Origin of the sequence: Gulosibacter chungangensis (genome assembly GCF_008831155.1) — a bacterium.
Lineage (GTDB): Bacteria > Actinomycetota > Actinomycetes > Actinomycetales > Microbacteriaceae > Gulosibacter > Gulosibacter chungangensis.
In genome coordinates this window covers 202,493-228,515 of the sequence record NZ_WBKB01000004.1, presented here as the reverse complement: position 1 = coordinate 228,515, position 26,023 = coordinate 202,493, and the positions used below count along the sequence as shown (strand labels likewise).

Sequence of the window (26,023 nt, the reverse complement as noted above, 5' to 3'; positions counted from 1 at the left end):
TTCCGAGCGAAAGGCCATCGTGAAGGCGGAGATATTTAAGTGCTTGGATGCGCAGCTCGACTGGCAGCGGCAGCTCTATAAACACTTTCATCGCCATCCCGAGTTGAGTCTCGAAGAGCGGCAGACGGCTGAGCGGGTCGAAGAAAAACTTGCCGCGCTCGGCTATCGGCCGCAGAGGATCGGCGGCACCGGCGTGGTCGGTGTCCTTGAAAACGGTCCAGGCGCAATAGTCCTCTCCCGGGCAGATATGGATGCGCTGCCGTTAACGGAACAGACGGGCCTGGATTACGCATCCACCATCGATGGCGTGATGCACGCTTGCGGTCACGATTTTCACATCGCCGCGCTACTCGGTGCGGTGAAGTTGCTCAGCGACCACCGGGGTTCATGGTCTGGGACGCACGTGGCGCTCTTCCAGCCGGCGGAAGAAACCGCAGCGGGTGCTCGCGCGATGGTGGCGGATGCGCTGGTCGAGAAGGTGCCGCGTCGTGCGGAGCGAATGCCAGGCATCAGGTTCTCCCGAAGAACCTACGTTCGAGTATTACGACCAGTTCCCGCTGACCACCAACGACCCGCTCGTTAACGACCGCGTCACCGAAGCATTTCGTGCGCATTTTGGTACGGAGCAGGTCTTCCACACCGAGCCGAACACGGCATCCGAAGATTTCAGCACGATTCCGGATGCCTTCGGCATTCCCTATACCTATTGGATGGTGGGATCGACCCCGCCCGACAAGCTCGCTGCCGCACGCGCTCCGGAATCCACGGAGTCCGATATCCCTGCGAACCACTCGCCGTTCTTCGCGCCAGCGATTGATCCCACGCTCGAGACGATGACTCGCGCCGCCGCCGTTGCTGCGCTCGTTTACCTCGGCGGCGAGTCCTGAGGCAGCGCATCCCTCGCGGAGATCGGAGCGGCCTTCGGGAAGTAATCCGCGCAGATTCCCGTTACAAAAGAGTATGAGGCTGTTGGAAGTGGTCATCATCGGCGCGGGGCAAGCTGGTCTCACCGCCGCCTACTGGTTGCAGCGCCGTGGGTTGAAGCCCTGGGAAGACTTTGTCGTGCTTGATCGCAACGACGGCCCCGGCGGTGCCTGGCGACACCGCTGGCCCGAACTCACTCTCGGCAAAGCCCACGGCGTGCACGATTTGCCCGGGCTCAAGCTCGGCGAACCGGACCCCACCGAGCCCGCATCCGAGGTGGTCTCCCGCTACTACGGCGAATATGAGCAAAAGTTCGCGCTGCCAATCGAGCGCCCCGTGAAGGTCGACGAAGTACGCTCGCTCGGCAGTGCTCCGGATGCACCCCTCGAGGTTCGTGCCGGCTCAAGAACCTGGCAGACCCGGCTGGTGATCAATGCAACTGGCACCTGGACGAAGCCGTTCGTGCCCTACGCTCCCGGCGCCGACAACTTCGAAGGCCTGCAGCTGCGCACCGTGGACTATTGGTGCTCTGACGACTTCGCTGGCAAGCACGTCGTCGTAGTTGGGGGTGGCCTCTCCGCGGTGCAGTTCATCCTGATGCTCGAACAGGCAGGTGCCACCACTACCTGGTCGACGCGTCGGGAACCCGACTGGGTTGAGGATCCTTTCGACGAACGCTGGGGCGTGGCCGTCGAAGAACGGGTGGATGCGCGGGCGAGCGCCGGACTTGTCCCCCACAGTGTGGTGCGCAATACCGGTATCCCACCCTGGCCCGAATACCTCGCGGCGCGCGACCGTGGCCGACTCGTTTCGGACGGGAAGATCGCACGGATTGAACGCGATGCGGTGGTGTTTGAATCCGGCAAACGCGTCGCCACCGATGTCATCCTCTGGGCCACCGGCTTCCGCCCCGACCTCGATCACCTCACGCCACTGCACCTGCGCGAGCCCGGCGGCGGGGTACGCACGACCGGCGTGGTGCAGGTTGATCGTGACCCGCGCATCCTGCTTGTCGGCTACGGCGCATCCGCTTCGACCGTAGGCGCGACTCGCGCTGGCCGAAAGGCCGCGGTAGCCGCGATGGAACGACTTGCAACTCCGGCTAAGGCTGCATAACTGCACCCTGCTGCGAAATGACCTCCAAACTTCAGCGGATCCCACGCGAGATATCCCCCAATATTCGCGAGCATCCCATCCTGCTGGAAAACTCATCCGGGTGTAATCCGCCTGGCGACACAAAGGAATATGAATGACTAGCCCCACCGCGGCCACCAAGCCGCCCGTCCCCGCCGAAATTTCGCGATCCTGGCTGCTGCTTTCTGCTCGCGCCGAAGACCGCTTCGATGCGGCTCGCGCATCTCGCAGCGACCAGCTCATCCTTGATCTCGAAGACGGTGTGGACCCCTCCCAAAAAGACAGCGCGCGTGAGTCGGTGCTGAAGTGGTTTGCGGAGGAGAACGACGCGTGGGTGCGGTTTAACGTCCACGGTACTTCCTACTGGGAAGACGACGTGGAGTTGTTGCGCGGCAATTCGGGGCTTTCTGGTGTGATGCTCGCCAAGGTTGAATCCGCCGATCAGGTCACCGAAACCTTTGAGCGTTTGGGCAGCACCACCCCCGTGATTCCGCTCATTGAATCTGCAATCGGTATCGAGCGTGCCGTCGAGATTGCGCAGGCCAAGGGTGTGTTCCGCCTCGCCTTCGGCAGCGGTGACTATCGCCGCGACACCGGTACTTCCGCCACCGATCTTGCGATGTCGTATCCGCGCTCTCGCCTCACGGTGGCGAGCGCAATCGCAGGCTTGACCGGACCGATCGACGGCCCGACGGTGAGCAAGAGCCACCCGATCCTGCGCGAGCAATCCGAAACCGCAGTAAGCCTCGGGCTCACCGGCAAGCTCTGCCTCGACACGAACCAGCTGCCGGTGATTAACGAAATGTTCAGCCCGCCAGCGTCGGATGTCGGCTGGGCGCGCGAGTTCCTCGCTGAGTTCAATGCCCGCGGCCGCGTGGTTCGCGATGGCAGTGACCTGCCGCGTTTGCACCGTGCGGAACGCATCGACGGACTCGCTCGCGCGTTCGGGATTGACCCAGCCTAGCTATTTTGTTCCTGCTGCGTCGCTGCCCACTCAGCGACGCGGCGGGCGCTCTCTTCTTCCGAAATGTCCTCGATGCGGGTCATGATTGACCAACGGATTCCAAACGGGTCGCGGATGCTCGCATAGCGGTCCCCTGAAACAAAATTCATGACTGGCTCGCGGATCACCGCGCCCGCAGCTTCGGCCGCGGCCACCACCTCGTCGACGTTTGGCACATAAAGCCCCATGGAATAGCAGTCATCTTCGCCCGCGGGTGGGGCAACAAGTCGGTAGTCAGGCACCGGCTCGCCAAGTTGAAGCTGTCCGTGCCCGAAGTCGAGCACGGCGTGAACGACGGCTCCGCCCATCTCCGTGACATCAACGACTCGCGCCCCAAACACATCCCGATAAAAATCGATGGCTTCACGGGCGTTTGGGATCGCCAAGAACGGGGTCAGGCTACTGGCACTTTTGGGCGTGCCGTGATCGGTGTATTGACCATTCGCTGCAGTATTCATGAGGCAAATCTATGACGAGTGCGGGCCACCTGGCTTGAAGATTCGCGCCACATTCTCCGTGAATACAATGCCGAGTGTGAGTTCGAACCCGGCCGCCTCGCGCGGGGTGCTGTACCCGGCACCACTTCCGACCTTTCACCGCGAGCCTGTCACCGGCGACCTCGCGGCATTTGTGCGGTGGTTCTGGATTCCGGAATGGAACATCGAACCGGGGCGCAGCTCCCGGCAGCACCTCATTGCGTATCCGGCGTGCAATCTTGTGGCGTAAGAGCTCGGCGCTCCGGGCGATGAAGCTCTCCTTGCGAATCAACTCGTTGACATCGCCGAGCCACTACCGACGCTCGCTGCCAGCTGATTAGCTCTGGAGCGCGCTGCCTCGAGTGATGCTGACTGCTTTGGTCCCGCATTTCGCATGAGCTCCGCCGCGAGTGAACTGTTCGTGAACTCGGCCCGGCGCCGTCTCCCGACGGGGCACCATGGATGTGTGACCACCTCTTCTGTTCGCCTCCGCCCAAAGAATGTCTGGGAAGTGTTCCGTGTTTTTCTTCGGCTTGGGGTGACCTCATTCGGCGGCCCAGTCGCGCACCTCGGATATTTTCACGAGGAGTTTGTCGAACGTAGGCGCTGGTTGAACGACCGCGAGTACGCGGATTTGGTTGCCCTCTGCCAGTTTCTCCCCGGTCCAGCATCAAGTCAGGTGGGCATGGCCATCGGCCTGCAACGCGCAGGCCTCTGGGGTCTCTTAGCGGCTTGGTCCGCGTTCACCCTGCCGTCCGCAATTGTCCTAGTCGGCTTCGCGTTCGGGGTCGCGTCGTTCGGTGATCTCTCGGATGCAGGTTGGATTAGCGGATTGAAAGCCGCGGCGGTTGCGGTGGTGGCACACGCAGTCTTCGGTATGGCTCGCACGCTCACGCCCGATGCCAAGCGCGCAACAATCGCGCTGCTCAGCCTGATCGCAGTGTTGCTTATCCCCCATGTTGCTGTGCAGGTCATCGCCATCGTTGCAGCAGGCCTCATCGGCTTGGTCTGGCTTCGCACTGAAGCACCGGACGCATCCGAACCAATGAAGCATTTCTCGGTCCCTCGCCCCGTCGCCATCGGAAGCCTCGCTATCTTCGGCGCGCTGTTGATTACGCTTCCGCTCGTGGTCGCGGCCACCGGCAACTCTGTGGCACAGCTCTTTGATAGCTTCTACCGCGCCGGCGCACTGGTATTCGGCGGTGGACATGTCGTTCTCCCGTTGCTGGAGGCCGAAGTCGTCGGGACCGGTATGGTTTCGGCGGATGCATTCCTCGCTGGCTACGGCGCGGCACAGGCAGTGCCGGGCCCGCTTTTCACATTCGCCGCGTACCTTGGCGCCATGAATGAGCTGGGTCCCACGGGCCTCGTTGGCGCAGCGATCGCTTTGATTGCGGTCTTCTTACCGGCAGCGTTGCTTGTGATCGGTGTTCTGCCATTTTGGGAGCGGGTGCGTCACTTCAGTCACGCCCGGCGCGTCCTCATGGGGGTGAACGCCGGTGTCGTGGGGATTCTTGCTGCAGCGCTCTACGCCCCCGTATTTACGCTCGGAATCACAAGCCCGCTGACGCTAGCGATCGCCGCGGCCGCTTTCGTTGCCCTCCGAATGTGGAAGGCACCGGCTTGGGCAGTGGTTATCGCCGCGGCGGTTCTTGGTTGGTTGCTGCTGTAGTCACGATTCTGCGGTCGAACAACTGGACTTGATCTACGTCAAGGCCAAACTTGATGCCTCTCGATAGAGTCACCAACAGATAGGGAAATGTCCCGATCAACCCTGAAAAACTATCGAGGGAAGGCATCGTGCGCAACACATCTGAAACAGTCCAAACCCTTTTACGGGCCGAAGGGTTTTCGTGCCCGTCTTGTGTGTCCAAGATCGAGAAGCAGGTGGGCCGTCTCGACGGCGTCGAAAACGTCACCGTCCATTTCGCTTCCGGTCGAATCGAGGTCGATCACGACGCGTCGAAGTCCTCCGTGGAGGACCTGATCGCGGCAGTGGATAAGGCTGGCTATAAGTCCAAAGCCTCAGCGTTCTAGCGCTCAATTCTCTCGACGAAAGGCGGTGGTATTCGTGGACGCAATGCGCAGATGGAGACGCAGCAACTGGTTCGTACCTGTTGTTTCTGGTTTCTTGATTCTCGCTTCTTTGAGCATTGAACACCTCCTCGGAGGCAGCGCCAATATCGCAATTGGACCGCGGTGGTGGGTGCACGCCGGTGCACACGTCCACGGGTCCGGTGATGTCTTTACACTCGCCAATGCCTTCATGTTTGTTGCCTCGGTGGTCGCGGGTTACGGCATCGTAGTCAAGGCGTTCCGTGCGCTGATGGTGAGGTTCATCAGCATCGATCTGCTGGTAGCGATCGCGGCGATCGGCGCAACGATCATCGGAAATTTTTGGGAGGCTGCGGCCGTCACGTTCTTGTTTGCAATCGGGCACGCTCTCGAAGCGGGCACGATGAACAAGACCCGGTCGGCACTGGCGGCATTGGTCGCGGTGGCACCCGACAACGCCGTGGTGCTCCGAGATGGTGACCAAGTGGAGGTACCTGCGGGACAGGTGCGACCGGGTGAAATAGTGCTCGTGAAGAGCGGCGCGAAAGTACCCGTTGATGGGCAAGTCGTCTCGGGAACCGGCGCGATTGATGAATCCTCGATCACCGGCGAATCCATTCCAGCTGAAAAGGCCGCGTCGGATCACGTGTTCGCCGGGACGATTTCCCGCGGTGGGTTCCTGCAAGTGATGGCCACGGGAATCGGCGCTGATACGACGCTTGCGCGCATCATCCACCGTGTCGAAGAAGCGCAGGACGCGAAGGCCAAGACCCAAGCGTTCATCGACCGTTTCTCAAAGTGGTACACCCCTGCCGTGATGATTCTGGCACTGCTCGCCGGACTTCTGACTGGCGACGTTGTGCTCGCGTTGACGCTGCTGGTCATTGGGTGCCCGGGTGCCCTTGTGATTTCCATTCCCGTTGCGATCGTCGCCGGTATCGGCCGCTCAGCGCGAAATGGCATCCTCATCAAAGGTGGCGAGTATTTGGAGACCACTGCGAAAATCTCCGCTGTTGCTGTCGACAAGACCGGCACTCTGACCGAAGGTCGCCCGGTGCTCACTGACGTCGTCGTGCTCCAACGCGACTTACTCCGACGCGACGTGCTGCGGTGGGCTGCTGCCGCGGAAGCCGGGTCCGAGCATCCACTCGCGCGACCCCTCATCGACGCGGCCCGCGAGGAGGGCGTTGCGCCCGAAGGCATTCCCGGCGCGGTCACCCCCGTGACAGGAAAGGGAATTTCCGCAGCGGTCGCGAATCGGCGGGTGCTGGTCGGCAACATCCCGTTGCTCGAGGAATACGACGTCGTCGTCGAATCAACCGCTGTTGCTGCCGTCAACACACTGGCATCCGAGGGTAAGACACCAATGATCGTCGCGGTGGATGATGCGGTGATCGGTATTGTCGCTGTGGCGGATGCGATTCGGGAAGATGCGTCCAAGATGATTCGACGGCTGTCTGCGAATGGGGTCAAGAAGGTTGTCATGCTGACCGGTGACACACGCCTGGTTGCCGAAGCGATCGGCCGTGCCACGGGCATCCATGAAATTCATGCGTCACTGTTGCCGGAAGACAAGCTGGATGCTGTCGCCCAGTTGCAGAACGAAGGCTACGTCGTCGCGATGGTCGGTGACGGAGTCAACGACGCTCCTGCCTTGGCAACAGCAGACATCGGGGTGGCGATGGGAGCCGCAGGTTCCGCGGTCGCCGTCGAGACGGCAGACATCGCCCTGATGGGCGACAACCTGCTGAAGCTTCCCGAAGCGATCCGCCTCGCCAGGCGCACTGTAAACATCATGCGGCAAAACATCGCAATCGCGCTCATCACCGTGATCTTGCTTCTGGTCGGTGTCTTTTCCGGCGGCGTGACGATGTCGGTAGGCATGCTCGTTCACGAAGGGTCGGTGCTCATTGTGATCCTCAACGCGATGCGATTGCTCCGCAATAGCCGAAATGACACAGCCACGTCGAACACCGAACGCTCAGCCCGAAACGTAGTCGAGGCTTCCGCGAGAAGTAAGTAGACGACTCCCCCATGATGTCGTCATCTGGGAACGCGTCGGGTTCAGGTCTCGGTTGGCCAAGCATCATTGCAATACTGAGGAGAAAGGAAGGAACAACTGTTGCCTACACAAGGAGCATCCAGCGAAGCATCCGAACTCTGCGTGAGCCTGGTGCCGCTCTTTCAAGGCCTGAGCGTTAGCGAGCAGTTGGAAGTTGCCCGCGTCGCGCGCCCCTCTCAATTTGATCGTGATCAGCAGCTCTATCTGGCGGGAAGCGACGTGTCACAGTTGATGGTCATGCACACCGGACGTGTCAAGGTGTCACGTACGAGTCCCGATGGATACGAACAGATCATTCGGATACTTGGCCCGGGCGACTTCATTGGCGAGTCCGCCTTCCTCACCGGCACAACACCTGATCACGCCGCTACCGCCATCGAAAACACTGAGCTGTGCGTATTCCGACATGAGGATCTCAGCAAGCTCGTCGAGCAGCACACGAGCATCGGTATCCGGATGCTGCAAAGCCTGAGTAGGCGGCTAGGCGAAGCAGAAACACGACTGGCCGCCGTGATCACCGGTGATGTGAGCTCTCGACTGGCCGATTACCTGCTCACGTTACCTTCACGCCGCCATGGGGATGCGCATCCCGTGGTGGTGCTGCCGCTCCCCAAGAAAGACATTGCATCACTTCTAGATACCACTCCGGAGTCGTTAAGTCGACAATTGCGAGCTCTCAGCGACGCCAAGGTAATCGACCAGGGTGCAGGCGGCAGCGTGACCATTCTCGATATTGATGCTCTGACCGCGCTCGGGACTCGCTTCTAAGCAGCCTGACGAATGCATCCATAGCGCTGGTGGCCAGCCACAGGCCTGGCATCGAGCCCGGCATCGGCGGGTGTGGCGTAGTAGATGTGTGGCATCTGATCTCGTCATGATGCTGGTCGAGGGTAGGATGGGTGTGGAGTGTCGGGAAGCCTGGTCGACGGTTCTGTTGTCAACCATTCCCGGAGGTTCAATGTCCACGCCCACTCCTCGGCCTGTTCGTTCGCGTCGCCGTTCGGCGTTCCCCGCTCGCGGGAGCTATCGGGAGGCGGTACGCATTGACGAGGTACTCCGCAAGGAGACCGTCGGCGGGATGCTCCTGGTCGCACTCGCCGCGGTCGCCATCGTATGGGCGAACTCACCCTGGGCGGAGAGCTACTTCGCAGTACGGGACTTCCGCATCGGATACGCGCCCTGGCATCTGGAGCTGACCTTAGGAGGGTGGGCGGCGGACGGGCTGCTTGCGATCTTCTTCTTCCTCGTCGGACTCGAACTCAAACGCGAGTTCGTCGCCGGTGATCTCCGCCAGATACGCACCGCCGTCGTGCCGATCGCCGCAGCGGTGGGCGGGGTCGCTATCCCCGCACTCATCTACCTCGCCGTCATTGGTAGCGATCCCGGGCTCCGTGGCGGGTGGGCGATCCCGACTGCCACGGACATCGCGTTTGCGGTCGCGGTGCTCGCGTTGATCGGCTCGCACCTGCCGGGCCCATTGCGGATATTCCTGCTTACCCTCGCTGTCGTGGACGATCTGATCGCGATAGGGATCATCGCGCTGTTCTATACCGATACCATCAGCCTGCTCCCGCTACTACTCTCGGTTGTCGCGATCATCGTGTACGGGCTGATCGCGCAACTCTCCCGCCGATTCTTCGGTCTGCATCCGGCAGCGGCGTGGCTGATCCTGCTTCCCATCGGTGTCCTGGCGTGGGCGTTTATGCACGCTTCCGGGATCCACGCCACCATCGCCGGTGTGCTCCTCGGATTCACGATCCCTGTCCTGCACCACAAACACGACCATATTGATGATGCTGGGCCGGGGCTCGCGGAACAGTTCGAGCACCGGTTCCGGCCGTTGTCGGCGGGGCTTGCAGTGCCGGTATTCGCGTTCTTCTCCGCGGGCGTCGCCATCGGAGGGGTCGAGGGATTCGTCTCCGCGCTCGCCGACCCCCTTACGATCGCGATCATCGCCGCACTCGTCGTCGGCAAACCCATCGGCATCCTGGTTACGACTTGGCTGGTGAGCAAGATCGCCCGCATCCGGCTGGACCCGGCGCTGCGTTGGATCGACCTCTCCGGAGTCGGTCTCCTCGCTGGAATCGGGTTCACGGTGTCGCTTCTGGTCGCTGAGCTCTCATTTGCTCCTGGAAGCGCAGAGCATGGCCACGCCAAGGTCGCGATCCTTCTCGCTTCTGTGGTCGCCGCCGGACTGGCGACTATCGTCCTGACGGTGAGGAACCGCGGCTACCGAAAGATCAGCGAACGAGACGCTGTGGATGCCGATGGGGATGGCATCCCGGACATCTACCAGCAGGACGATGGCGAACGATAACTGCTCCGGCGTTCTCTGCGGGAGCCTGTTTAGTTCTCCTGTCTAACAAGGTCAATGAAGAGTGCTTCGATGCGTTCCTTGATCTCGTCACGGATGGGCCGCACGGCGTCGAGGCCCTGACCTGCGGGGTCAGCGAGTTTCCAGTCTTCGTAGCGCTTACCGGGGAAGAATTGGCAGGCATCACCGCAGCCCATCGTGATCACCACATCCGAGGCCTGTACGGCTTCGGTGGTGAGGATCTTGGGTCGTTCGGGGGTGATGTCGATGCCGACTTCGCGCATGGCGTCGACCGCGACGGGGTTGATTTGCTCAGCAGGGATCGAGCCTGCTGAGCGAACGTCGATGCGGTCACCTGCGAAGTCTCTGAGGAACCCTGCGGCCATCTGCGAGCGGCCCGCATTATGCACGCAGACGAACAGTACGGACGGCTTCAACGATGCTTGGGTCATGATGATCGGTGTTCTTTCGCTCAGTGGGTCGCGAGGGTGTCGAGCAGGGTGCGAATGCGGGCTTTGATGTCGTCTCGGATCACCGCGACGCCTTCTTCGGAGGCGAGGGCGGGGTCGCCGACCGTCCAGTCTTCGTAGCGGACGCCGGGGATGATCGGGCACACATCCCCGCAGCCCATCGTCACTACAACATCCGCGGCACGCACGGCATCATCGGTCAGCGGCTTCGGGAACGCCTCGCCCGTTTCCCGGTCGCCCTGGATCTCAGCGAGCAGGGAGCGCACCTGCGGGGGGACGTCGGCGGCCGGGGTCGACCCAGCCGACCGGGCGATCACGCGGCCGTCTGCGAGCTCGTTTGTAATCGCGGCGGCGAGCTGGGAACGGCCCGCGTTCGCCACGCACACGAACAGCACCTGCGGAACCCCATTACTTCGGTCACGGGTCAGGTCGGCCAGCCGCTGGCGTGCGAACCGCTCCGTCAGCGGGATCATGTGCTGCGTGAACTTCGCGGATCGCACGAGGCCCGCGTAGGACTCGCGGACGATCGCCATCACGAGGTCGCGGTTGAGGTCGGTGAGTTCGTCGGCGAGTTCTCCTGCGAGGCGGGTCACGCGGGCATCCATCCTCCTCCGGGCTTCGGTGCGATCCTCGCCCTCGACCGCTGCAACGTTGGAAACGGTGGCCGGTGCGAAGGCGTCGAGAAGGGCGGTGACCGCGGTGCGGCGTTCAGACACGATGCGGTAGTACACCCAGGTGCCGCGCCGTTCGGAGGCGAGTGTCCCCGTCTCCTTCATTACCTTCAGATGGTGCGAGATCGTCGGTTGCGACACGTCGGCGAGTTCTGCGAGGTCGCTCCGCGCGCACCTGTTCCACACCGGTCCGCTTTGCGGAGTGACGGCGTTTGACGCACAGCCCGGTCGTGGGTTCCTCCACGTGCTCCGCCGCGGTGAAATGGGCGTGACCCACCGAGACCCGGGCGCGCGGCCGCAGCATTTCCAGGTCGACGAGCCGAGCTTGCTGTTCTACCCGCGTCCCCTCGATCACGCGTTTCACAATGCGCCGACCGAGTATTCCGATTTTGCGTGCGCGACCCTCGATGTCGGCACGGGCAGTGAGCATCCTCTGATGCGCACTGCCGCCCGTCATCGTGCTGCCGCTCGACAGGGTGCCGACGCTGGCGCCGTCGCTCGACTTGCTGTTCGCGGAGGTGGATCAAGCTCGGTGCGGCGACCGTTTGCCCATCGATCGCCTGTTCGAAGTGGTGCTCATCCAGCTATTTCGCTGGCTCTTCGATCACGTCGCCGAGCTCGGGATGCCCCGGGGGTTACTGGCGGGACTCGCTGATCCGGAGCTCGCGCCCGTCCTGACTGCGATGCACGAGCATCCGGAGTATGCGTGGAGCATCGAACGGCTTGCAAGTGAAGCGCGCATGGGTCGAAGCGCCTTCGCCGAGCGATTCAAGCGGGTCGTCGGTGAGACACCCGCAAATTACCTCGCCGACTGGCGCATCCTCATCGCGCAGGATCTGCTCCGGCGCGGCAACCCGGTGGGGCACGTCGCGAGCGAAGTCGGGTACGCGACGACCCCCGCCTTCTCGCGTGCATTCGCCCAGCGCGTCGGGCAGACGCCGCGGGAGTGGGCCGCGTCGAATGTTGTGGTTGTGGATACTGCCGGGACGCTCGACTAGTTGTGGTCTACGCTGCGGATGCGTGAGGTGGAACGACTTCGAGCTCAAGTTCGAGTGCGGCGATGAGAACGCCCATCGCGTTGCGCAGGATGCAAGTACCTCACGCTACTTCGTCGTCGAGGAGAACCTCGATCACCTTCGGTGCATAGAACCGTCGGTTTCGAGAATTCTCGTTGAGCGGACGCAGGACATTCAGCTCGACCAGTGCACCCACCAAGTCCCGCACGCGCTGAGGCGACAGCTGCAGCGAATCAGCGGCTGCCTTCACCGTGAAGGAGGTCGTCGCGATGCTCAGGTCGACCAGGGAGTGGTACGAGTCCGCGCGAAGGTTCGATCCACGGATCTGCTCCTTCAGCTCCCCCTGCACCTTCACCAACGCGTTGAGCTGGCGGAGCGTCTGTTTCGCTGAAGCATCCAGCCCCCGAGCAAAGAACGTCACATAGCCGTTCCAGGCTCCATCGGTACTCACCGCGAGCAGTCGGTCGTAGTACTCGGATCTGCGAGCTTCGAACCAGGGTGACACCGTGAGCGTCGGCTCAGCGAGCACCCCTTCATGCAGGAGCTGCAGAACGATGAGGAACCTCCCCAGGCGACCATTGCCGTCGCGATACGGGTGGAGAGTCTCGAACTGGTAGTGAGCCATCGCCGTGGCCACGACCGGGTCAATGGACGTTCTGCGATCTACCTGCATCCAATCAGCGAGATCACGGAGATTCGCTTCCAGCGGCAGCCCCGGAGGTGACGGAACGAATCGCGACGCCCGCACCGGCAGTTCCCCCGGAGGCGCGTTGTCCCGTCGACCGATGACGACCTGGGACTCTCGCACTCGACCCGACTCTTCTTCCAGATGCGTGCCCTGCATGAGAATACCCTGTAGTGAATTCAGCAGCGACAGCGAAGTCGCTCGGCCTCTCAGCGCCTCCGTGAAACCGAACTCAGCCATCCGCACATAGTTGAGGATCTCGGTCATCGCGACCGTGCTCGGGCGATCCGTGTCGGCCGTCAACACCGATTGAAGCGGTGCATAGGTCCCCTCGAGAGCGGACGTACTCTGAGCTTCGCGGCGCAGGGTCGGGTAGCGCAGCAGCTGAGGGTTCGGAAGCTGCCGAGCCGTGCTGTCGAGCGCTGCAAGCGCTGCTCGCGCGTTGGCCACAGCCATGTACGCGGTGCCATCCAACTCTGGAGCCCTCTCAGGAAGCGGACTCGGAACGAATGCGCGATGCTCCCACGGACCGTCGAACGTGTCCGTGCCGTGGATCGGGACGAGGGAACCCATCGAGTCATCTACGAACGCATTGAGATCCATAAGCAAGACAATACCGTGTTTTGTTGCGCATGTTCAGCTCTAAGCAAGGGAATCAGCGAAAAGCAATCCCAACTCTTCGCCTTCAGCAAGCTTCCCTCCCGGACCCCAGAGCCATATGGCTGCAGGGTCTCGGAGTGCTCACGCGACCGCGACCGGCAGCTCATCCCAGTGCGTCGGGCATCGCTGGGAGAGCATCTCCCGCTTCTACTCCCGGGCGGAGACGGCCGACGGTTCGACTAACCCGCACGCTCCCGCAAATACTCATACAACCCGGCCTCGAGAAAGAGCTCGATCAGGTCGTCGATCGGCTTCTTCTGCGCAGCAGAGCGCACCTCGTTGTGCGACGAACCGTTTCTCCACAGCGCTTCTTCGAGCACGAGCTTGAGTCTCGGCGAGTGTTTGAAGTCGACCTTCGAGTTGTTCACCGACTGCACGACGAGGTCCTCGTCCTCCGCGACTTCCGCCTGCATCGTGTCGACGAACGCGACTTGATACTCGGGCAGCGCATCCAGATCACCGAGGTACTTGTTCACGACCTCGATGAGCTCGTCCTTCGAGGTGCGCTCCTGCTCCCGCACCTTCGCAAGCCCGGCCTCGGTCATGCCGCGCAGCCCGTCGGCATCGCCCGAGTGCAGCTGGAGGTCTTCGTCCCGCAGCTTCTCGAGCTTGTAGTGCGTCAGCACGACGTCGGATACGTCGATGGCTTCGGCGTCGGCAGCATCGGCGCGGAACGCCCGCAGCTTCCGCGACAACAGATCGGCGAACACCGAAAGCTTCTCGTAGTACGGCTCCTGGTAGTTCAGCAGCTGCGAGAAGAACGCATACGCCTTCACATACTGCGCCAGCGTCGTGCGGAAGTCTTCGAGTTTCTCGCGCTCCTCGTCGTCACCGTGCAACACCGCGTCGCTCCAGCGGTGCTTGAAGCGATCGAACGCGGGGTCGAGCAGCGAAGACAGCGCGTCTCGCTTCCCGCTCGTCGCGGACCACCCCTCCCACACCCGCTCAACCTCGGAACGCGTGTAGATCTGCTGCATGTCGAGCTTCAGCGCGATGTCCGGCACGAGGTCGATGTCCGACTCCTGCTGAATGGATGCATCCTCGTAATAGACCTGGAATGCCTCGAGAATCTGCTGCGCGTCGTTCACGAAATCGAGCACGTACGTCTCGGTCTTGCCCTCCGCCCTGCGGTTCAACCGCGAGAGAGTCTGCACGGCCGAGATTCCCGAGAGCTGCTTGTCGACGTACATCGCGACGAGCAGCGGCTGGTCGAACCCGGTTTGGTACTTGTTCGCGACGATCAGGATGTTCTGGCCGTCTTGCGCAAACGTCTTGGCGAGATCGCCGCCGCGGGCGGCGGGGTTCATGGATGCTTCGGTCACGGTCGGCGCTTCGACGCCGGGCAGGACCGTGACGTCGGGGTCGGGCACCTCACCCGAGAACGCGACGAGCGTCTTCAACGGCAGGCCGTCACGCTCGATCGCCTTCGCGAATGCCCGCGCGTACTTAACCGCGGCCGCACGCGATGACGTGACGACCATCGCCTTGGCGCGGCCCCCGAGGTGATGCCGCACCGTCTCCTGGTAGTGGTCAAGAATGACCTTGACCTTCGAAGACACGTTGGTGGGATGCAGCTCAACGTGCCCGATATACGCCCGCGCGCCCTTCCGCGCATCCACCTCGACTTCTTCGCCTTCGGCGTGCGCCTCGGCGTTGAGGGCGATCCGCGCGGCAAGCTCATAGGTCGTGTAGTTTTTCAGCACGTCGAGGATGAACCCCTCCTCGATCGCCTGCTTCATCGAGTAGAGGTCGAACGGCTCGGGTTTGCCGTCGCTCCCCTTCGTGCCGAACAGCTCGAGCGTCTTCGCCTTGGGCGTCGCCGTGAACGCGAAAAAGCTGAGCCTGTCGTCTTCGTCAGCGCGAGCGGCCATGCGAACGAGCGCGTCCTGATCGGCACCGATCTCTTCTTCGTCTTCAGCGGATGCCGGCGCCTCGCCACCGTAGAGCAGCTCGCGGAGGGACGCGGCCGAGTCGCCAGTCTGGGAGGAGTGGGCCTCATCGGCGATGATCGCAAACTTCTTGCCGGCGAGCACGCCTCCCTCTTCGTGGATCTTCGCGAGTGCGTGCGGGAAGGTCTGCAGCGTCACGCCGATGATTGGCACGCCAGCGCTGAGCGCCTCGATGAGGTGCGCAGTTTTCGATCCCTCGGTGCCACGCGTGATCGGCTGGAACTGCCCCGTCGTATTCACGAGCTGGTCGACGGCGTCCTGCAACTGCCGGTCGAGCACCTGCCGGTCGGCGATGACGATGACGCCGTCGAACACCTTGTCACCTTCGGGCGTGTGGAGGGTCGCCATGCGGTGGGCCGTCCAGGCGATCGAGTCGGTCTTGCCCGAGCCGGCCGAGTGTTGGATGAGGTAGTTGTTGCCCGATCCGTGCTCGCGCGCGTCGCGGGTCAGCTTCGTGACGGCGCGCCACTGGTGGTAGCGAGGGAAGCGCACGTGCGCCTTCTCTTCGATCTCACCCGTGACGGGGTTCACGTTGGTCTGGTGGTTGACGTAGATGAACTTCGAGATGATGTGCAGCCACGCGTCGCGCTCGAGCACCTCTTCCCAGAGGTATGCGGTGCGGTGCTTGCCCTCGACCGGCGGATTACCCGCGCCGTTGTCGTGGCCACGGTTGAACGGCAGGAACGTCGTGCCCACGCCCTGCAGCTTCGTGGTCATCATGATTTCGCTATCGGTGACCGCGAAATGCACGAGCGCCCCGCGGAACTCGGTGAGTAGCGGCTCGCCGTGCGGCAGCCGGTCATGCTTGTACTGGTCGAGGGCGTGCTGCATCGACTGCGTGAAGTCGGTTTTGAGTTCGATTGTCGCGACCGGGATCCCGTTGAGGAACAGCACGAGGTCGATGCGGTCGGATTTCCTAGTCGAGTAGACGACCTCTTGCACGACACGCAGCCGGTTCTGCGTGTACCGCGCGATGAGATTCTCGTTGCGATTGTCGGCGGGTGGGTTCTGCAGCAGGCTGAAGTGCTTCGCTCCCGGAATGTCGAATCCCTTGCGCAGGGTTGCGAGCGTGCCGCCGCCGTGTGCTTCGGGTGCGGCGAGCTGTTTCGCGACGCGGTCGAGGATGCGCCGCTCACCTTTCGCGCGCGTCGCCGGGTCGGCGTCGGGCGGCACGATCTTGGCGAAGTTCTTGGGATCGGTGTCTTCGAGCCACCCGAGCAGGTCTTCGGGGAAGAGCGCGCGTTCTTTGTCGTAGCCGACGGAGTTCTCGGAGCGCTCCCAGCCGTGCGCGGCGAGGTAGTCGGCGATGTGCCGCTGAAACGCGAGTTCCTGATGCTTATTACTCATTTATGCCTCCGCGAGGGTGCTCTCGAGTTCTTCGGCGACTGGCGTGCGCTTCTCGGTGACGTCAATCTGTCCGGTCACCGCTGCCGAGATCAGAGCCGCCCGCCGCTCCATTGCAAGATCAATAGCCCTCTGAGCATCGCGTTGGCGTTCCAGATTGAAAGTCTCCATTTCATCGAGTTCCGAGACAATCTCCTTTTGCTCAACCAAGCTGGGCAAGCGAACGGGAATGCGTATCAAGTCTCGAACGCTGACCCGCGGAGTCCGCACGACTCCCGAATCATCGCTCCCGATACCACGCAGGTTCTTAGAGATTTCCTGCAGAAAACGGGTCGATTTGATAAGTCGTACGGCGTAGAGCGGATCTAACCCACTGCCAGGGCGTAACACCGCGTAGTCGGGACTCGCTATGCCGTCCCATTTCGAGACTCCGATTGCACCCTGAAACGCGCGCATCCTATTTAGGACCAGGTCTCCCGCACGCACAGTCTTGTATCGAGACAAGTCTTCAGCACGGGGAAGGTCGTCTGTTTCATCTACCCACCTGGTCACTCCGCGATGAATGGAAACGGAGAGCAAGTCGTCAGCCCTCGCCCGGTCACCTGCGCGTTCGTCAACTTCCATAAGTTGGTTGCGCAGTCCTGCAATCGTCGCGTGTTCAAAACAAGTCGCGAACTTTGAATCCACGTCGGACCGAGTCCGCTCGGCCAACAGCGTCAAAACCAACTTCATCTCGTCAACAAGCGCATCAATTTCGGCGGTTTCGTGGTCGAGGTAGTCCGCGATGCGCCGCTGCTCGTCGAGTGGTGGTGCCGGCACTTCGAGGTACCGAAGCTGGTCCCATTCAGCGCGTGGCATCTTAGAACCATACGATTCCGCCGAGACACGTCTAATGAATTCTGGCGTTCTCATCACGTACCCGAGGAAGTGTGCATCAAATCCTGCATCTGGATCCAGCAGAACGAAGTCCCCTACATAAGCGCCGGGCCGATCCGAAACCCAGACTTTGGCAAGGTACGGTCGGAGTTTCCCGAACAAGATCTGGCCGTCGCAGAAGGCGTTTCCGATGGTCTCTGTTTCAACAACGGGCGAATCGGTAAGTCGACCAGTCCAGGACTCCACTGACTCGAGTGCAAGGCGGTACTCAGAATCTGACTTGGTCGGAGCTACCCGATTGACGGCTCGATCGAGGCGCACAGTCGGGAAAGTAACACTCACGCCTTCACCTGCTCGAGTCGGGCGCGGATTCGGCCGAGGACCTCGTCGAGGTCGCGGTCGATCTCTTCGAGCGGTCGCGGTGGCACGTACTTGTAGAAGTGACGCGTGAACGGGATTTCGGCTCCCTCACGGGTCTTGCTCTCGTCGATCCACGCGGCGGGCACGAATGGTTTCACTTCGCGCTCGAGGTAGGCGTGGATGTCTTCGTCCCACGGCACGTTCTCCGTGTCGCGCAGCGAGGCATCCGGCACGGGCTTGCCAGCCTTCTTCACGATCTCGCCGTTCTCGTCGTATTCGCCGAGTTCATCGATGATCGTCTTCACGAGGGCAGGCTTCAACGCGAGGCCCGCAGCAGTTGCGGCAGTCATGAACTTCGCTTGGAACTCGGTGCGGCTGTGCGTGATCTCACCCGCCGCATCCTGTATTGAATCTTGGTCCGCGCGCTCGAGGGCGTCGCGGAGGCGACCCACGGCATCCTCACCCAGCTTCTCGACCGACTTCAGCGCGAGTACCCGCTCGATGCGCTCGGGCGCGAACGCGTAGTTGAGCTGCAGCGGGCGCTCGACCGTGATCGTGCGGTACATAAAATCAGTCGTGTCGAAGATCTTCGAGTGCTCAGTCTCACGAAACTGTTCGTACAGCTTCACGATCTCGACGATGTTGTCTTCGCTGATTTCCTTGCGCTTCGAGCCGACGCTCTTGCGCATCTTGCGGAACATCGCGGTCGCGTCGATGAGCTGCACCTTGCGGTGGCGATCCTTTGGCTTGTCCTTGTTGAGGATCCACACGTAGGTGCTGATGCCGGTGTTGTAGAACATGTCGGTCGGCAGCCCGATGATCGTCTCGAGGTAATCGTTGTCGAGCACCCACTTGCGGATGTTTGACTCCCCCGAACCCGCACCGCCCGTAAACAGCGGCGAACCGTTGAGGACAATCGCGCCCTTGCCGCCACCGCGAGCGCCAGGCTCGCCCGTGCCGCTTGGCTCGCGCAACTTCGAGATGAGGTGCATGAGGAAGAGCATCGATCCGTCGCTCACGCGGGGCAGGCCAGGGCCGAATCGCCCGTCGAACCCGGCAACTTCGTGCTCGGTCGTCACCACGGTGCGCGACTGCTTCCAGTCGACCCCGAACGGCGGGTTCGAGAGACCGTAGTGGAAGGTGCGGTTCTTGAACGCGGGCTCGGTGAGGGTGTTGCCGTGCACGATGTTGTCGATCGGCTGGCCCTTCACCACCATGTCGGCCTTGCAGATCGCGTACGACGACGCGTTGAGCTCCTGCCCGAGCAGGTTCACCTGGGCGCTCGGGTTGAGAGCCTTGATCTCGTCGTCGGCGACCGAGAGCATGCCGCCGGTACCGGCGGTGGGGTCGTACACGTCGCGAATCACGCCCGGCGTCGTCAGGTCTTCCTCGTTCGCGAGCAGGATCGACACCATGAGCTTCACGACCTCACGCGGCGTGAAGTGCTCACCCGCGGTCTCGTTCGAGGCCTCCGCAAATTTGCGAATGAGCTCCTCGAAGATGTGGCCCATCTTCTCGTTGTCGACCACGCTCGGGTGCAGGTTCGCCTTCGCGAAGTGCTGCAGAATCTGCAGCAGTAGGTCGTTCGCCGCGAGGTCGGCGATCGTCTCTTCAAACTTGTACTTCTCGAAAATGTCGCGCACGTTGCTCGAAAACGAGTTCACGTAGTCGCGCAGGTTCTCTTCCAGGCTGTCCGGGTCACCCTGCAGCGTCTTGAGGTCGTGCTTCGAGCGGTTAAAGAAGCTGTACTCATGGCCGGCGCGCACGCGCAGCATTGCGCTCGGCGGCTCGGCATCGGGGTCGAAGCCCTCGACCGCTGCAAGCACCGCCGGCTTCGTCGGCGCGAGCACCGCATCCAATCGCGAAAGCACCGTGAACGGCAAAATGACGTCGCCGTACTGGTGCTGCTTGTACGTACCCCGCAGGAGGTCGGCAGCAGACCAGATGAACTGCGGGTGGTTGAACTGAATCGACACTCGAATTACCCCTGTGAAGTCTGAATTGTCGTACTTGTCGACCTTACGGGAGCCGCCGACAATCGTCGCTCTCACCCGCCATGCTCCGTCGCGCGCACGATCCGCTCCACCGCATCCTCGACCGTCTCCGGTGCGCAGGCCAGGTTCATTCGCGCGAAACCTGCGCCCTCCTTGCCGAACGCCGACCCCTTCGACAACGCGAGACGCCCGTGTGTGAGCGCGTGCTTCGATGGGTTATCGCCCCAGCCGAGTGCGCGAAGATCGAGCCAGGTGAGATAGCTCGCCTCGGCCCGATGCATCCCGATCTGCGGGATCCGCTCGTCGAGGAGTTCACGCAGGAGCGAGAATTTGCCTTCGATGGTCTCGAGGGTGCTGTCCAGCCAGTCACGTGACCGCTCGAACCCGGCGCGCGTCGCGAGGAACCCGAAGAGTCCGGTGCGGTAGCCCACCTCGTCGGGGAGCTCCTGAATGAGCGCGTGCATCCGCTCTGATGCCGCCACGAACATCGCCGTTTTTAGCCCGGACAGGTTGAAGGCCTTGCTGCCCGACTCGGCAGCGATACGGTGCTCACGTGCGGCTTCCGACACCGTCAGGTACGGCGTGAAGGTGACCCCGCGGTGGACGAGCGGCGCGTGAATCTCGTCGCTCACGACCGTCGCGCCATGGTGCTCGACAATCGTTGACAGGGTCGCGAGGGTTTCGCGGTCGTGCGCAAACGACCCGAACGCCTCCGCGACGCTCCGGTCACGAGGATTCACATAGCCGCTATCGCCGATCTCGATCGCATGACGAAGCGCATCCTGAATCGCCGGGGCGAGCGGGAAGTCCATCTCGGCGACGAACATCGGGAGCACGTCGGGGTCGTTGGACGTCCACTTCGAGCTCGTTCGCTGGCGGAGGGTTTCGAGCGGGTCGGCTTGCGTCATGCGGCCATTGTGACCAAGGATGCTGTGCGGTCCGGCGAGCGCGAGTCACTATACGAGCGGCCACGGGAAGCGGCGGCCGGTCTCGTCAATCGGGAACTCGCGCGCCGCGAACAGGTACCGCGCGCGACCCTGGAGCGCCCGCACCTCGCGTTCGGTGAGCAGTTCGGCGACCTCGGCCGGCACCTCGTCGATGAGGTTGCCGACGTCGTCGAGCAGCGCATCCGAGATCGGCTCGCCCGCAAAATCCCAAATCACGGTGCGCAGCTTGAACGCAGCCGAGAAGCACAGCCCGTGATCGATCGCCCAGATGCGGCCGTCGCTGCCGCGCAGCACGTGGCCAGACTTGCGGTCGGTGTTGTTCGTGACGAAGTCGAACACCGCGATGCGCCGAAACTCGTCGTGCAGCGCCGGTTCGTCCGCAAACAGCGTGAAGTAGTGCTCCCACCCGTCGCTGTCGCCCGACTCGAGCAGCGGCGCGGGAGCATCCTCGCTCACGCCGCAACGAGCTCCGCGAGCGAGGCATGCGACGAATTCACGGTCAGCACGACCGGGTCGGCATCGCCGCGATACGCGACGGCCGACACCGAGCACGGGCTCACGCTGACGCGCTGCAGGGCGTCCAGGGGCATCCCGAGCGCGTCCGACAAGAACACGCGAATCGGGTCGGCGTGCGAGAAACATACGACCGTGCCGCCCCGTGCTTCGATCGGATGCGCTCTATCGTCTCGCGCATCCGATCGCGCTGCTCGACGAAACCCTTGCCTCCCGGAAACCGGAACGCCGACGGCTCGCGCTGCACGGTCTGCCATTCGGGCAGGCGCGACAGCTCGCTCAGGAGTCGGCCGGTCCACTCGCCGACGTTCGTCTCAACCAGGCCCGGCTCGGTGTGCACCCGCAGCCCGCTTCTGGATGCCGTGGGCGCGGTGGTCTCCGGCGCGCGTTCCAGCGGCGACGAGTAGAGGGCGTCGAGAGTCAGCTCCGCCAGGCGCTCGGCGACACGCTCGGCCTGCTCGCGACCGGCGTCGGCAAGATGCAGGCCGGGCGCGCGGCCCGTGGTCGGGGTCTGGCCGTGGCAGTTCGGCGACTCCGAACCGTGGGATGTCGGTCGCACGATTACGAACGCGATCACGCGCGGCGCGGCCGGGCGGGATGCTGCCGGTCGTGGCAGACCGGGGCCGCGCATCCGAATCGACGTCGGTGACGTCGAGGTGCGCGAAACCGAGGCGCGGACTCGAGCGGCCGTCACCCTGCTCGTCGACACGTCGTTTTCGATGGCGGTGGAGGGGCGTTGGCTGCCGATGAAGCGGACGGCGCTCGCCCTGCATCAACTCGTCGCAACCCGGTTCCGCAGCGATGAGTTGCAGCTCATTTCGTTCGGTCGGCTCGCTCGGCAGCAGTCAATCGAGGCGCTCACGTCGATGCCGCCGGTGCACGAGCAAGGCACGAACCTGCACCACGCGCTGGCGCTCGCGAATCGATTCTTCCGTGCGCATCCGAGCATGCAGCCCGTGCTGCTCGTCGTGACCGACGGCGAACCGACCGCCCACCTCATGCCGGGCGGTGAACCTTGGTTTTCGTATCCGCCGGATTCGGCGACCCTCAGCGCCACGATTGCCGAGCTAGATCGGGTCGGTCGCCTCGGCGCCGCCGCGATCCTCGCGCTCAGCGGCCCCGGCGACGAAGTCATCACACTTGAACCGTTCTACGACTCCCACGCCGCGGCGATCGCGATGGCTGGCGCCAGCGGCGACCCGCTCGCGCCATTCCGGGGGTCGGGCCTGCAGCTCCGACTGGTGGACGTGCCATGACAGTAGATAACGCATATCGTTCTCCTTCGCGCTTTCCAGACTTGGCGTCGGAGCGAAGCCGATGCCGCGCTCGACGGCTTGGGTGCTGCGTTCTCTCCATCTTCCACCGCCGCTGACCCATTACCCCCGTCCCGAATACTGATCGGGAACATCTACCGAACGGTTACCGCCCGCTCACGCCTTTCACAACCTTCCGTTCTAGCTTTCAAGGGTGGGCCCCGATGAGCCGGATGCGCCACCCGCGCGACGGCGCGACCGACCCACCCTTTCGCCATAGGACTAAGGAGATCAAGATGAGAGCTGCTCGCTACTACGACAACCGCGACATTCGCATTGAGGACATTGAAACGCCCACCGTCGAGCCCGGCACCGTCGGCATTGACGTCGCATGGTGCGGCATTTGTGGTTCCGACCTACACGAGTACGTCGACGGCCCGATCTTCATTCCGCCACACGGGCAACCGCACCCCATCTCGGGCGAATCGGCACCGGTGACCCTCGGCCACGAGATGTCGGGCGTGGTCTACGAGGTCGGCGAGGGCGTGGAAGACGTCGCCGTCGGTGACCACGTCGTCGTGGAGCCTTACATCATCGACGAAGACGTCGACACCGGCCCCGACAGCAACGACTATCACCTCTCACCGAACATGAACTTTATCGGGCTCGGTGGCCGCGGCGGCGGACTCAGCGAGAAGATCGTCGTGCAGCGCCGTTGGGTGCACCCCGTCGACAAATCTGTGCCGCTCGACGAGGCGGCACTCATCGAGCCGCTGAGCGTTGGCGCCCACGCGGTCGAGCGGTCCAGGGCTAAAGCTGGCGACGTCGCGATCGTCGGGGGCGCCGGTCCGATCGGCCTGCTCACGTCGGCGGTGCTGAAGGGAATCGGCGTCACGGTCGTCATCTCAGAACTCAGCGAGATCCGTCGTCGAAAGGCGATCGACTCGGGCGTCGCCGACCATGCCTTCGACCCGCGCGAGGTCGACGTCGTCGAGGAGGTCCGCAAACTCACGGACGGCCGCGGTGCCGATATCGCATTCGAGTGCACGAGCGTGCAGGTCGTGCTCGACACGCTCATGGACGCCCTCCGACCACGAGGCGTTCTCACCGTTGTCTCGATCTGGGGTCACAAGGGCGAGCTCGATATGCAGAAGCTCGTGCTCAAAGAGATCGACGTGCGAGGCACCATCGCGTACGTCAACACGCACCCGCAGACAATCAAGCTCGTCGAGGAGGGCAAAATCAATCTCAAACCGTTCATCACGGGCAAGATCGGGCTCGACGACCTCATCGACAAGGGCTTCGACACCCTCATTAACCACAACGAGACCGCGGTGAAGATTCTTGTGTCGCCCAGCGGCAAGGGGCTCTAGGGCAACTCGGTGCCCAAAAAAGAGGGATGCACCCTCCTACCGCGCCTCACAGCGGCGCTCCGCTCCGGCGACAGGTCGAGCCGCCGCAGCAACTTCACGTTGAGCGCGACGATCACCGTAGATGCGGACATCAGCATGGCGCCGACGCTCATCGGCAGCACGAAGCCCGTCGGCGCCAGTACGCCAGCAGGAAGCGGCACCGCGATGGGGTTGTAGCCTGCCGCCCACCAGAGGTTCTGTCTCATCTTCCGGTATGCGGCGCGGGACAGCTCAACCACCGAGAGCCCTGAGCGCGGGTCAGAGCTCGCAAGGTTCACGCCACATCCGATAGCGACATCGGTTCCCGCGCCGATCGCGATGCCAACGTCAGCCTGCGCGAGCGCGGGTGCGTCGTTGACTCCGTCCCCGAGCATCGCAACCTTGTGTCCCTCACGCGGGAGCTCTGCTACCTTGGCGGCCTCGTCTTCGGGACGACCCCCCGCAAACACCCGATCGCTTCGCGTGCCGTCGCGAGACCGTGGCACTCTTCAACTCTAACCGCGGCCGCAGGGCCAGCAAACAGCGTGATGTGAGCAGCAGCCGTCGGAGCGTCAAGCCGCCCGCGCAAAGTATGCGACTGAGTTGGTGGAACGCCGGGCGACCACGTACCTCCCGGCAGCTGGAGAGCCGGGTCCTGCCCAGCTGCGTTCGCACGGAAAGCTTCGCCTGCCGCGACATCAAGACACCTCAGCACCCCTCGCTGGCGCGTACCCATTCCTAGCCGAAGGCGGTCTCGGGCCCGACGGTGTTTTCGTTGGTCAGGACCTGTACTCCGGTGGGTCCTTCGTCTACGACCCATGGGGGCTCTACGCACGCGGCCTCATCACCGCGCCAAACCTCGTGCTCGCGGGCATCGTCGGTTCCGGAAAATCCAGTCTGGCCAAAAGCCTCTATACACGATCGCTCCCTTTCGGCCGTCGTGTCTACGTTCCTGGCGATCCGAAGGGTGAGCACACTGCGGTAGCCGAAGCCGTCGGCGGCAAAGCAATCGTGCTCGGTCACGGACGCTCTACCCGGCTGAATCCTCTCGACGAGGGCTATCGGCCCACAGGGATGGGTGGGAGAGCTGGTCAGCCACCGTCTCCGCGCGACGCCGCGATCTGATCGGTGCACTGGCGGAGACAGTTCTGACGCGACCTCTCCCTCCGCTGGAACACACGTCGATCGATACAGCGCTGACTGAGGTCGTACGCAGCAACGATGTACCGATCCTTCCGATGGTCGTCGACCACATCCTTGCTCCTACCTCGGAAGCGGATCTCGATGACGACTCGCCGAAGACGGACGTCTCGTTGGACACGCACTGCGGCGGTTAGTCTCGGGTGATCTCGCCGGGCTTTTCGATGGCCCGTCGACCGTCACATTCGATCCGACGCTGCCGATGATCTCGCTTGATCTGTCACGGGTGACGGAGAACTCGACGCTGATGTCGGTGCTCATGACGTGCTCGTCGGCCTGGATGGAGTCCGCGCTGCTCGACCCGAACGGCGGCCAGCGCTGGTGTATCTATGACGAAGCATGGCGTCTCATGTCTCATCCGGCGTTGCTGCGACGCATGGATGCTCACTGGCGGCTGGCGAGGCACTACGGAATCGCGAACATGCTCATTTTCCATAAGCTGACCGATCTGGAGAACGTCGGAGATCAAGGATCCGCAATGCGAGCTCTGGCCAATAGCCTGCTCGCGTACGCCGAAACGCGGATCATCTACCGCCAGGAGTCCGACCAGCTCGGAGCCACGGCGAAGGCACTTGGACTAACCGGCACCGAGCAGAAGCTCCTGCCCGTGCTCGGTGTGGCCAAGGACTTTGGCGTATCAAGGACCGTTCGTTCGTATGCCAGCACCAACTGCATCCCGGGGAACTGGAACTCTTCGTTACCACCACCAGGATGACTGGCAGGAGA

General features: G+C 62.8%; 20 protein-coding genes and 6 pseudogenes. 15 read left to right on the top strand and 11 right to left on the bottom strand.

The genetic code is table 11. The features are described from left to right. Window positions 1–43: 43 nt before the first annotated feature. The 4 genes from F8O05_RS15245 to F8O05_RS08245 all read left to right on the top strand — a co-directional run bounded on the left by F8O05_RS15245 (window position 44) and on the right by F8O05_RS08245 (window position 3,022). Window positions 44–583 (top strand): M20/M25/M40 family metallo-hydrolase, encoded by a 540-nt coding sequence (locus tag F8O05_RS15245; RefSeq protein WP_318655817.1) that lies wholly within the window; start codon window positions 44–46, stop codon window positions 581–583. Then, complete coding sequence (locus F8O05_RS15240; protein ID WP_318655816.1) at window positions 489–887, top strand: zinc-binding metallopeptidase family protein; 399 nt, start codon at window positions 489–491, stop codon at window positions 885–887. The genes F8O05_RS15245 and F8O05_RS15240 overlap by 95 nt, the downstream gene beginning before the upstream one ends. A gap of 73 nt (window positions 888–960) precedes the next feature. Next, window positions 961–2,040, top strand: coding sequence for a flavin-containing monooxygenase (locus F8O05_RS08250; protein ID WP_192497095.1), 1,080 nt, complete (start codon window positions 961–963; stop codon window positions 2,038–2,040). A gap of 133 nt (window positions 2,041–2,173) precedes the next feature. After that, window positions 2,174–3,022, top strand: coding sequence for an HpcH/HpaI aldolase/citrate lyase family protein (locus tag F8O05_RS08245; RefSeq protein ID WP_158052252.1), 849 nt, complete (start codon window positions 2,174–2,176; stop codon window positions 3,020–3,022). Here F8O05_RS08245 and F8O05_RS08240 read toward each other — a convergent pair. Beyond that, window positions 3,019–3,519 carry a VOC family protein gene (locus F8O05_RS08240; protein WP_158052251.1) on the bottom strand — a complete coding sequence of 167 codons (501 nt, stop codon included), beginning with the start codon at window positions 3,517–3,519 and terminating at the stop codon, window positions 3,019–3,021. The genes F8O05_RS08245 and F8O05_RS08240 overlap by 4 nt on opposite strands. Window positions 3,520–3,595: 76 nt before the next feature. On the opposite strand from F8O05_RS08240, the gene F8O05_RS08235 reads away from it, so the two are divergent. The 6 genes from F8O05_RS08235 (at window position 3,596) to nhaA (ending at window position 9,971) form a co-directional block, all read left to right on the top strand. Beyond that, window positions 3,596–3,787, top strand: a complete 192-nt coding sequence (locus F8O05_RS08235) for a hypothetical protein (RefSeq protein ID WP_225735804.1) — start codon at window positions 3,596–3,598, stop codon at window positions 3,785–3,787. A 216-nt stretch (window positions 3,788–4,003) separates the two neighbouring features. Continuing rightward, entirely contained in the window at window positions 4,004–5,209 is a 1,206-nt protein-coding gene (chrA, locus tag F8O05_RS08230) for a chromate efflux transporter (RefSeq protein ID WP_225735803.1), read from the top strand. A gap of 125 nt (window positions 5,210–5,334) precedes the next feature. Next, entirely contained in the window at window positions 5,335–5,574 is a 240-nt protein-coding gene (locus tag F8O05_RS08225; RefSeq protein WP_404811364.1) for a heavy-metal-associated domain-containing protein, read from the top strand. A gap of 43 nt (window positions 5,575–5,617) precedes the next feature. Next, the gene (locus F8O05_RS08220) at window positions 5,618–7,615 is read left to right on the top strand and encodes a heavy metal translocating P-type ATPase (protein WP_404811362.1); all 1,998 of its coding nucleotides are present in this window, start codon (window positions 5,618–5,620) and stop codon (window positions 7,613–7,615) included. A gap of 99 nt (window positions 7,616–7,714) precedes the next feature. After that, entirely contained in the window at window positions 7,715–8,422 is a 708-nt protein-coding gene (locus F8O05_RS08215) for a Crp/Fnr family transcriptional regulator (RefSeq protein WP_225735802.1), read from the top strand. A 190-nt stretch (window positions 8,423–8,612) separates the two neighbouring features. After that, the gene (gene nhaA / locus F8O05_RS08210) at window positions 8,613–9,971 is read left to right on the top strand and encodes a Na+/H+ antiporter NhaA (protein ID WP_225735801.1); all 1,359 of its coding nucleotides are present in this window, start codon (window positions 8,613–8,615) and stop codon (window positions 9,969–9,971) included. A 29-nt stretch (window positions 9,972–10,000) separates the two neighbouring features. Here nhaA and F8O05_RS08205 read toward each other — a convergent pair whose 3' ends face one another. Both F8O05_RS08205 and F8O05_RS08200 read right to left on the bottom strand, forming a co-directional pair. Next, complete coding sequence (locus F8O05_RS08205) at window positions 10,001–10,420, bottom strand: arsenate reductase ArsC (RefSeq protein ID WP_158052246.1); 420 nt, start codon at window positions 10,418–10,420, stop codon at window positions 10,001–10,003. Between the two features lie 20 nt (window positions 10,421–10,440). Further along, window positions 10,441–11,271: pseudogene (locus F8O05_RS08200) on the bottom strand (arsenate reductase/protein-tyrosine-phosphatase family protein); the annotation flags it as partial. On the opposite strand from F8O05_RS08200, the pseudogene F8O05_RS15285 reads away from it, so the two are divergent. Together F8O05_RS15285 and F8O05_RS15010 are read left to right on the top strand one after the other, a co-directional pair. Beyond that, window positions 11,174–11,654 (top strand): annotated as a pseudogene (locus tag F8O05_RS15285) (cupin domain-containing protein); the annotation flags it as partial. The pseudogenes F8O05_RS08200 and F8O05_RS15285 overlap by 98 nt on opposite strands. Then, window positions 11,655–12,107 (top strand): helix-turn-helix transcriptional regulator, encoded by a 453-nt coding sequence (locus tag F8O05_RS15010; protein ID WP_225735809.1) that lies wholly within the window; start codon window positions 11,655–11,657, stop codon window positions 12,105–12,107. A gap of 100 nt (window positions 12,108–12,207) precedes the next feature. Here F8O05_RS15010 and F8O05_RS08190 read toward each other — a convergent pair whose 3' ends face one another. The 7 genes and pseudogenes from F8O05_RS08190 to F8O05_RS08160 all read right to left on the bottom strand — a co-directional run bounded on the left by F8O05_RS08190 (window position 12,208) and on the right by F8O05_RS08160 (window position 22,084). Beyond that, window positions 12,208–13,413, bottom strand: coding sequence for a Fic family protein (locus F8O05_RS08190; RefSeq protein WP_192497094.1), 1,206 nt, complete (start codon window positions 13,411–13,413; stop codon window positions 12,208–12,210). Between the two features lie 236 nt (window positions 13,414–13,649). Further along, the gene (locus tag F8O05_RS08185; RefSeq protein ID WP_158052245.1) at window positions 13,650–16,766 is read right to left on the bottom strand and encodes a type I restriction endonuclease subunit R; all 3,117 of its coding nucleotides are present in this window, start codon (window positions 16,764–16,766) and stop codon (window positions 13,650–13,652) included. Continuing rightward, window positions 16,767–17,885 carry a restriction endonuclease subunit S gene (locus tag F8O05_RS08180; RefSeq protein WP_158052244.1) on the bottom strand — a complete coding sequence of 373 codons (1,119 nt, stop codon included), beginning with the start codon at window positions 17,883–17,885 and terminating at the stop codon, window positions 16,767–16,769. Between the two features lie 92 nt (window positions 17,886–17,977). Continuing rightward, window positions 17,978–20,050, bottom strand: a complete 2,073-nt coding sequence (locus tag F8O05_RS08175; protein ID WP_318655815.1) for a type I restriction-modification system subunit M — start codon at window positions 20,048–20,050, stop codon at window positions 17,978–17,980. Beyond that, complete coding sequence (locus tag F8O05_RS08170; RefSeq protein WP_158052243.1) at window positions 20,047–20,901, bottom strand: aminotransferase class I/II-fold pyridoxal phosphate-dependent enzyme; 855 nt, start codon at window positions 20,899–20,901, stop codon at window positions 20,047–20,049. The genes F8O05_RS08175 and F8O05_RS08170 overlap by 4 nt, the downstream gene beginning before the upstream one ends. Before the next feature lie 48 nt (window positions 20,902–20,949). After that, a complete protein-coding gene (locus F8O05_RS08165) occupies window positions 20,950–21,396 on the bottom strand; it encodes a protein kinase family protein (protein WP_158052242.1) in 447 nt (148 codons plus the stop codon). Next, window positions 21,393–22,084, bottom strand: a pseudogene (locus F8O05_RS08160) (histidine phosphatase family protein). The gene F8O05_RS08165 and the pseudogene F8O05_RS08160 overlap by 4 nt, the downstream one beginning before the upstream one ends. Here F8O05_RS08160 and F8O05_RS08155 point away from each other — a divergent pair. Further along, window positions 21,972–22,547, top strand: a pseudogene (locus F8O05_RS08155) (hypothetical protein); the annotation flags it as partial. The pseudogenes F8O05_RS08160 and F8O05_RS08155 sit on opposite strands and share 113 nt — an antisense overlap. A 455-nt stretch (window positions 22,548–23,002) precedes the next feature. Continuing rightward, window positions 23,003–24,079 carry a 2,3-butanediol dehydrogenase gene (locus F8O05_RS08150; protein ID WP_158052241.1) on the top strand — a complete coding sequence of 359 codons (1,077 nt, stop codon included), beginning with the start codon at window positions 23,003–23,005 and terminating at the stop codon, window positions 24,077–24,079. On the opposite strand, the pseudogene F8O05_RS08145 reads toward F8O05_RS08150, so the two are convergent. Then, window positions 24,076–24,573: pseudogene (locus tag F8O05_RS08145) on the bottom strand (HAD-IC family P-type ATPase); the annotation flags it as partial. The gene F8O05_RS08150 and the pseudogene F8O05_RS08145 sit on opposite strands and share 4 nt — an antisense overlap. 97 nt (window positions 24,574–24,670) lie before the next feature. Between F8O05_RS08145 and F8O05_RS08140 the strand changes: the two are divergent. Further along, a pseudogene (locus tag F8O05_RS08140) lies at window positions 24,671–26,017 on the top strand (ATP-binding protein); the annotation flags it as partial. Between the last annotated feature and the right edge of the window lie 6 nt (window positions 26,018–26,023).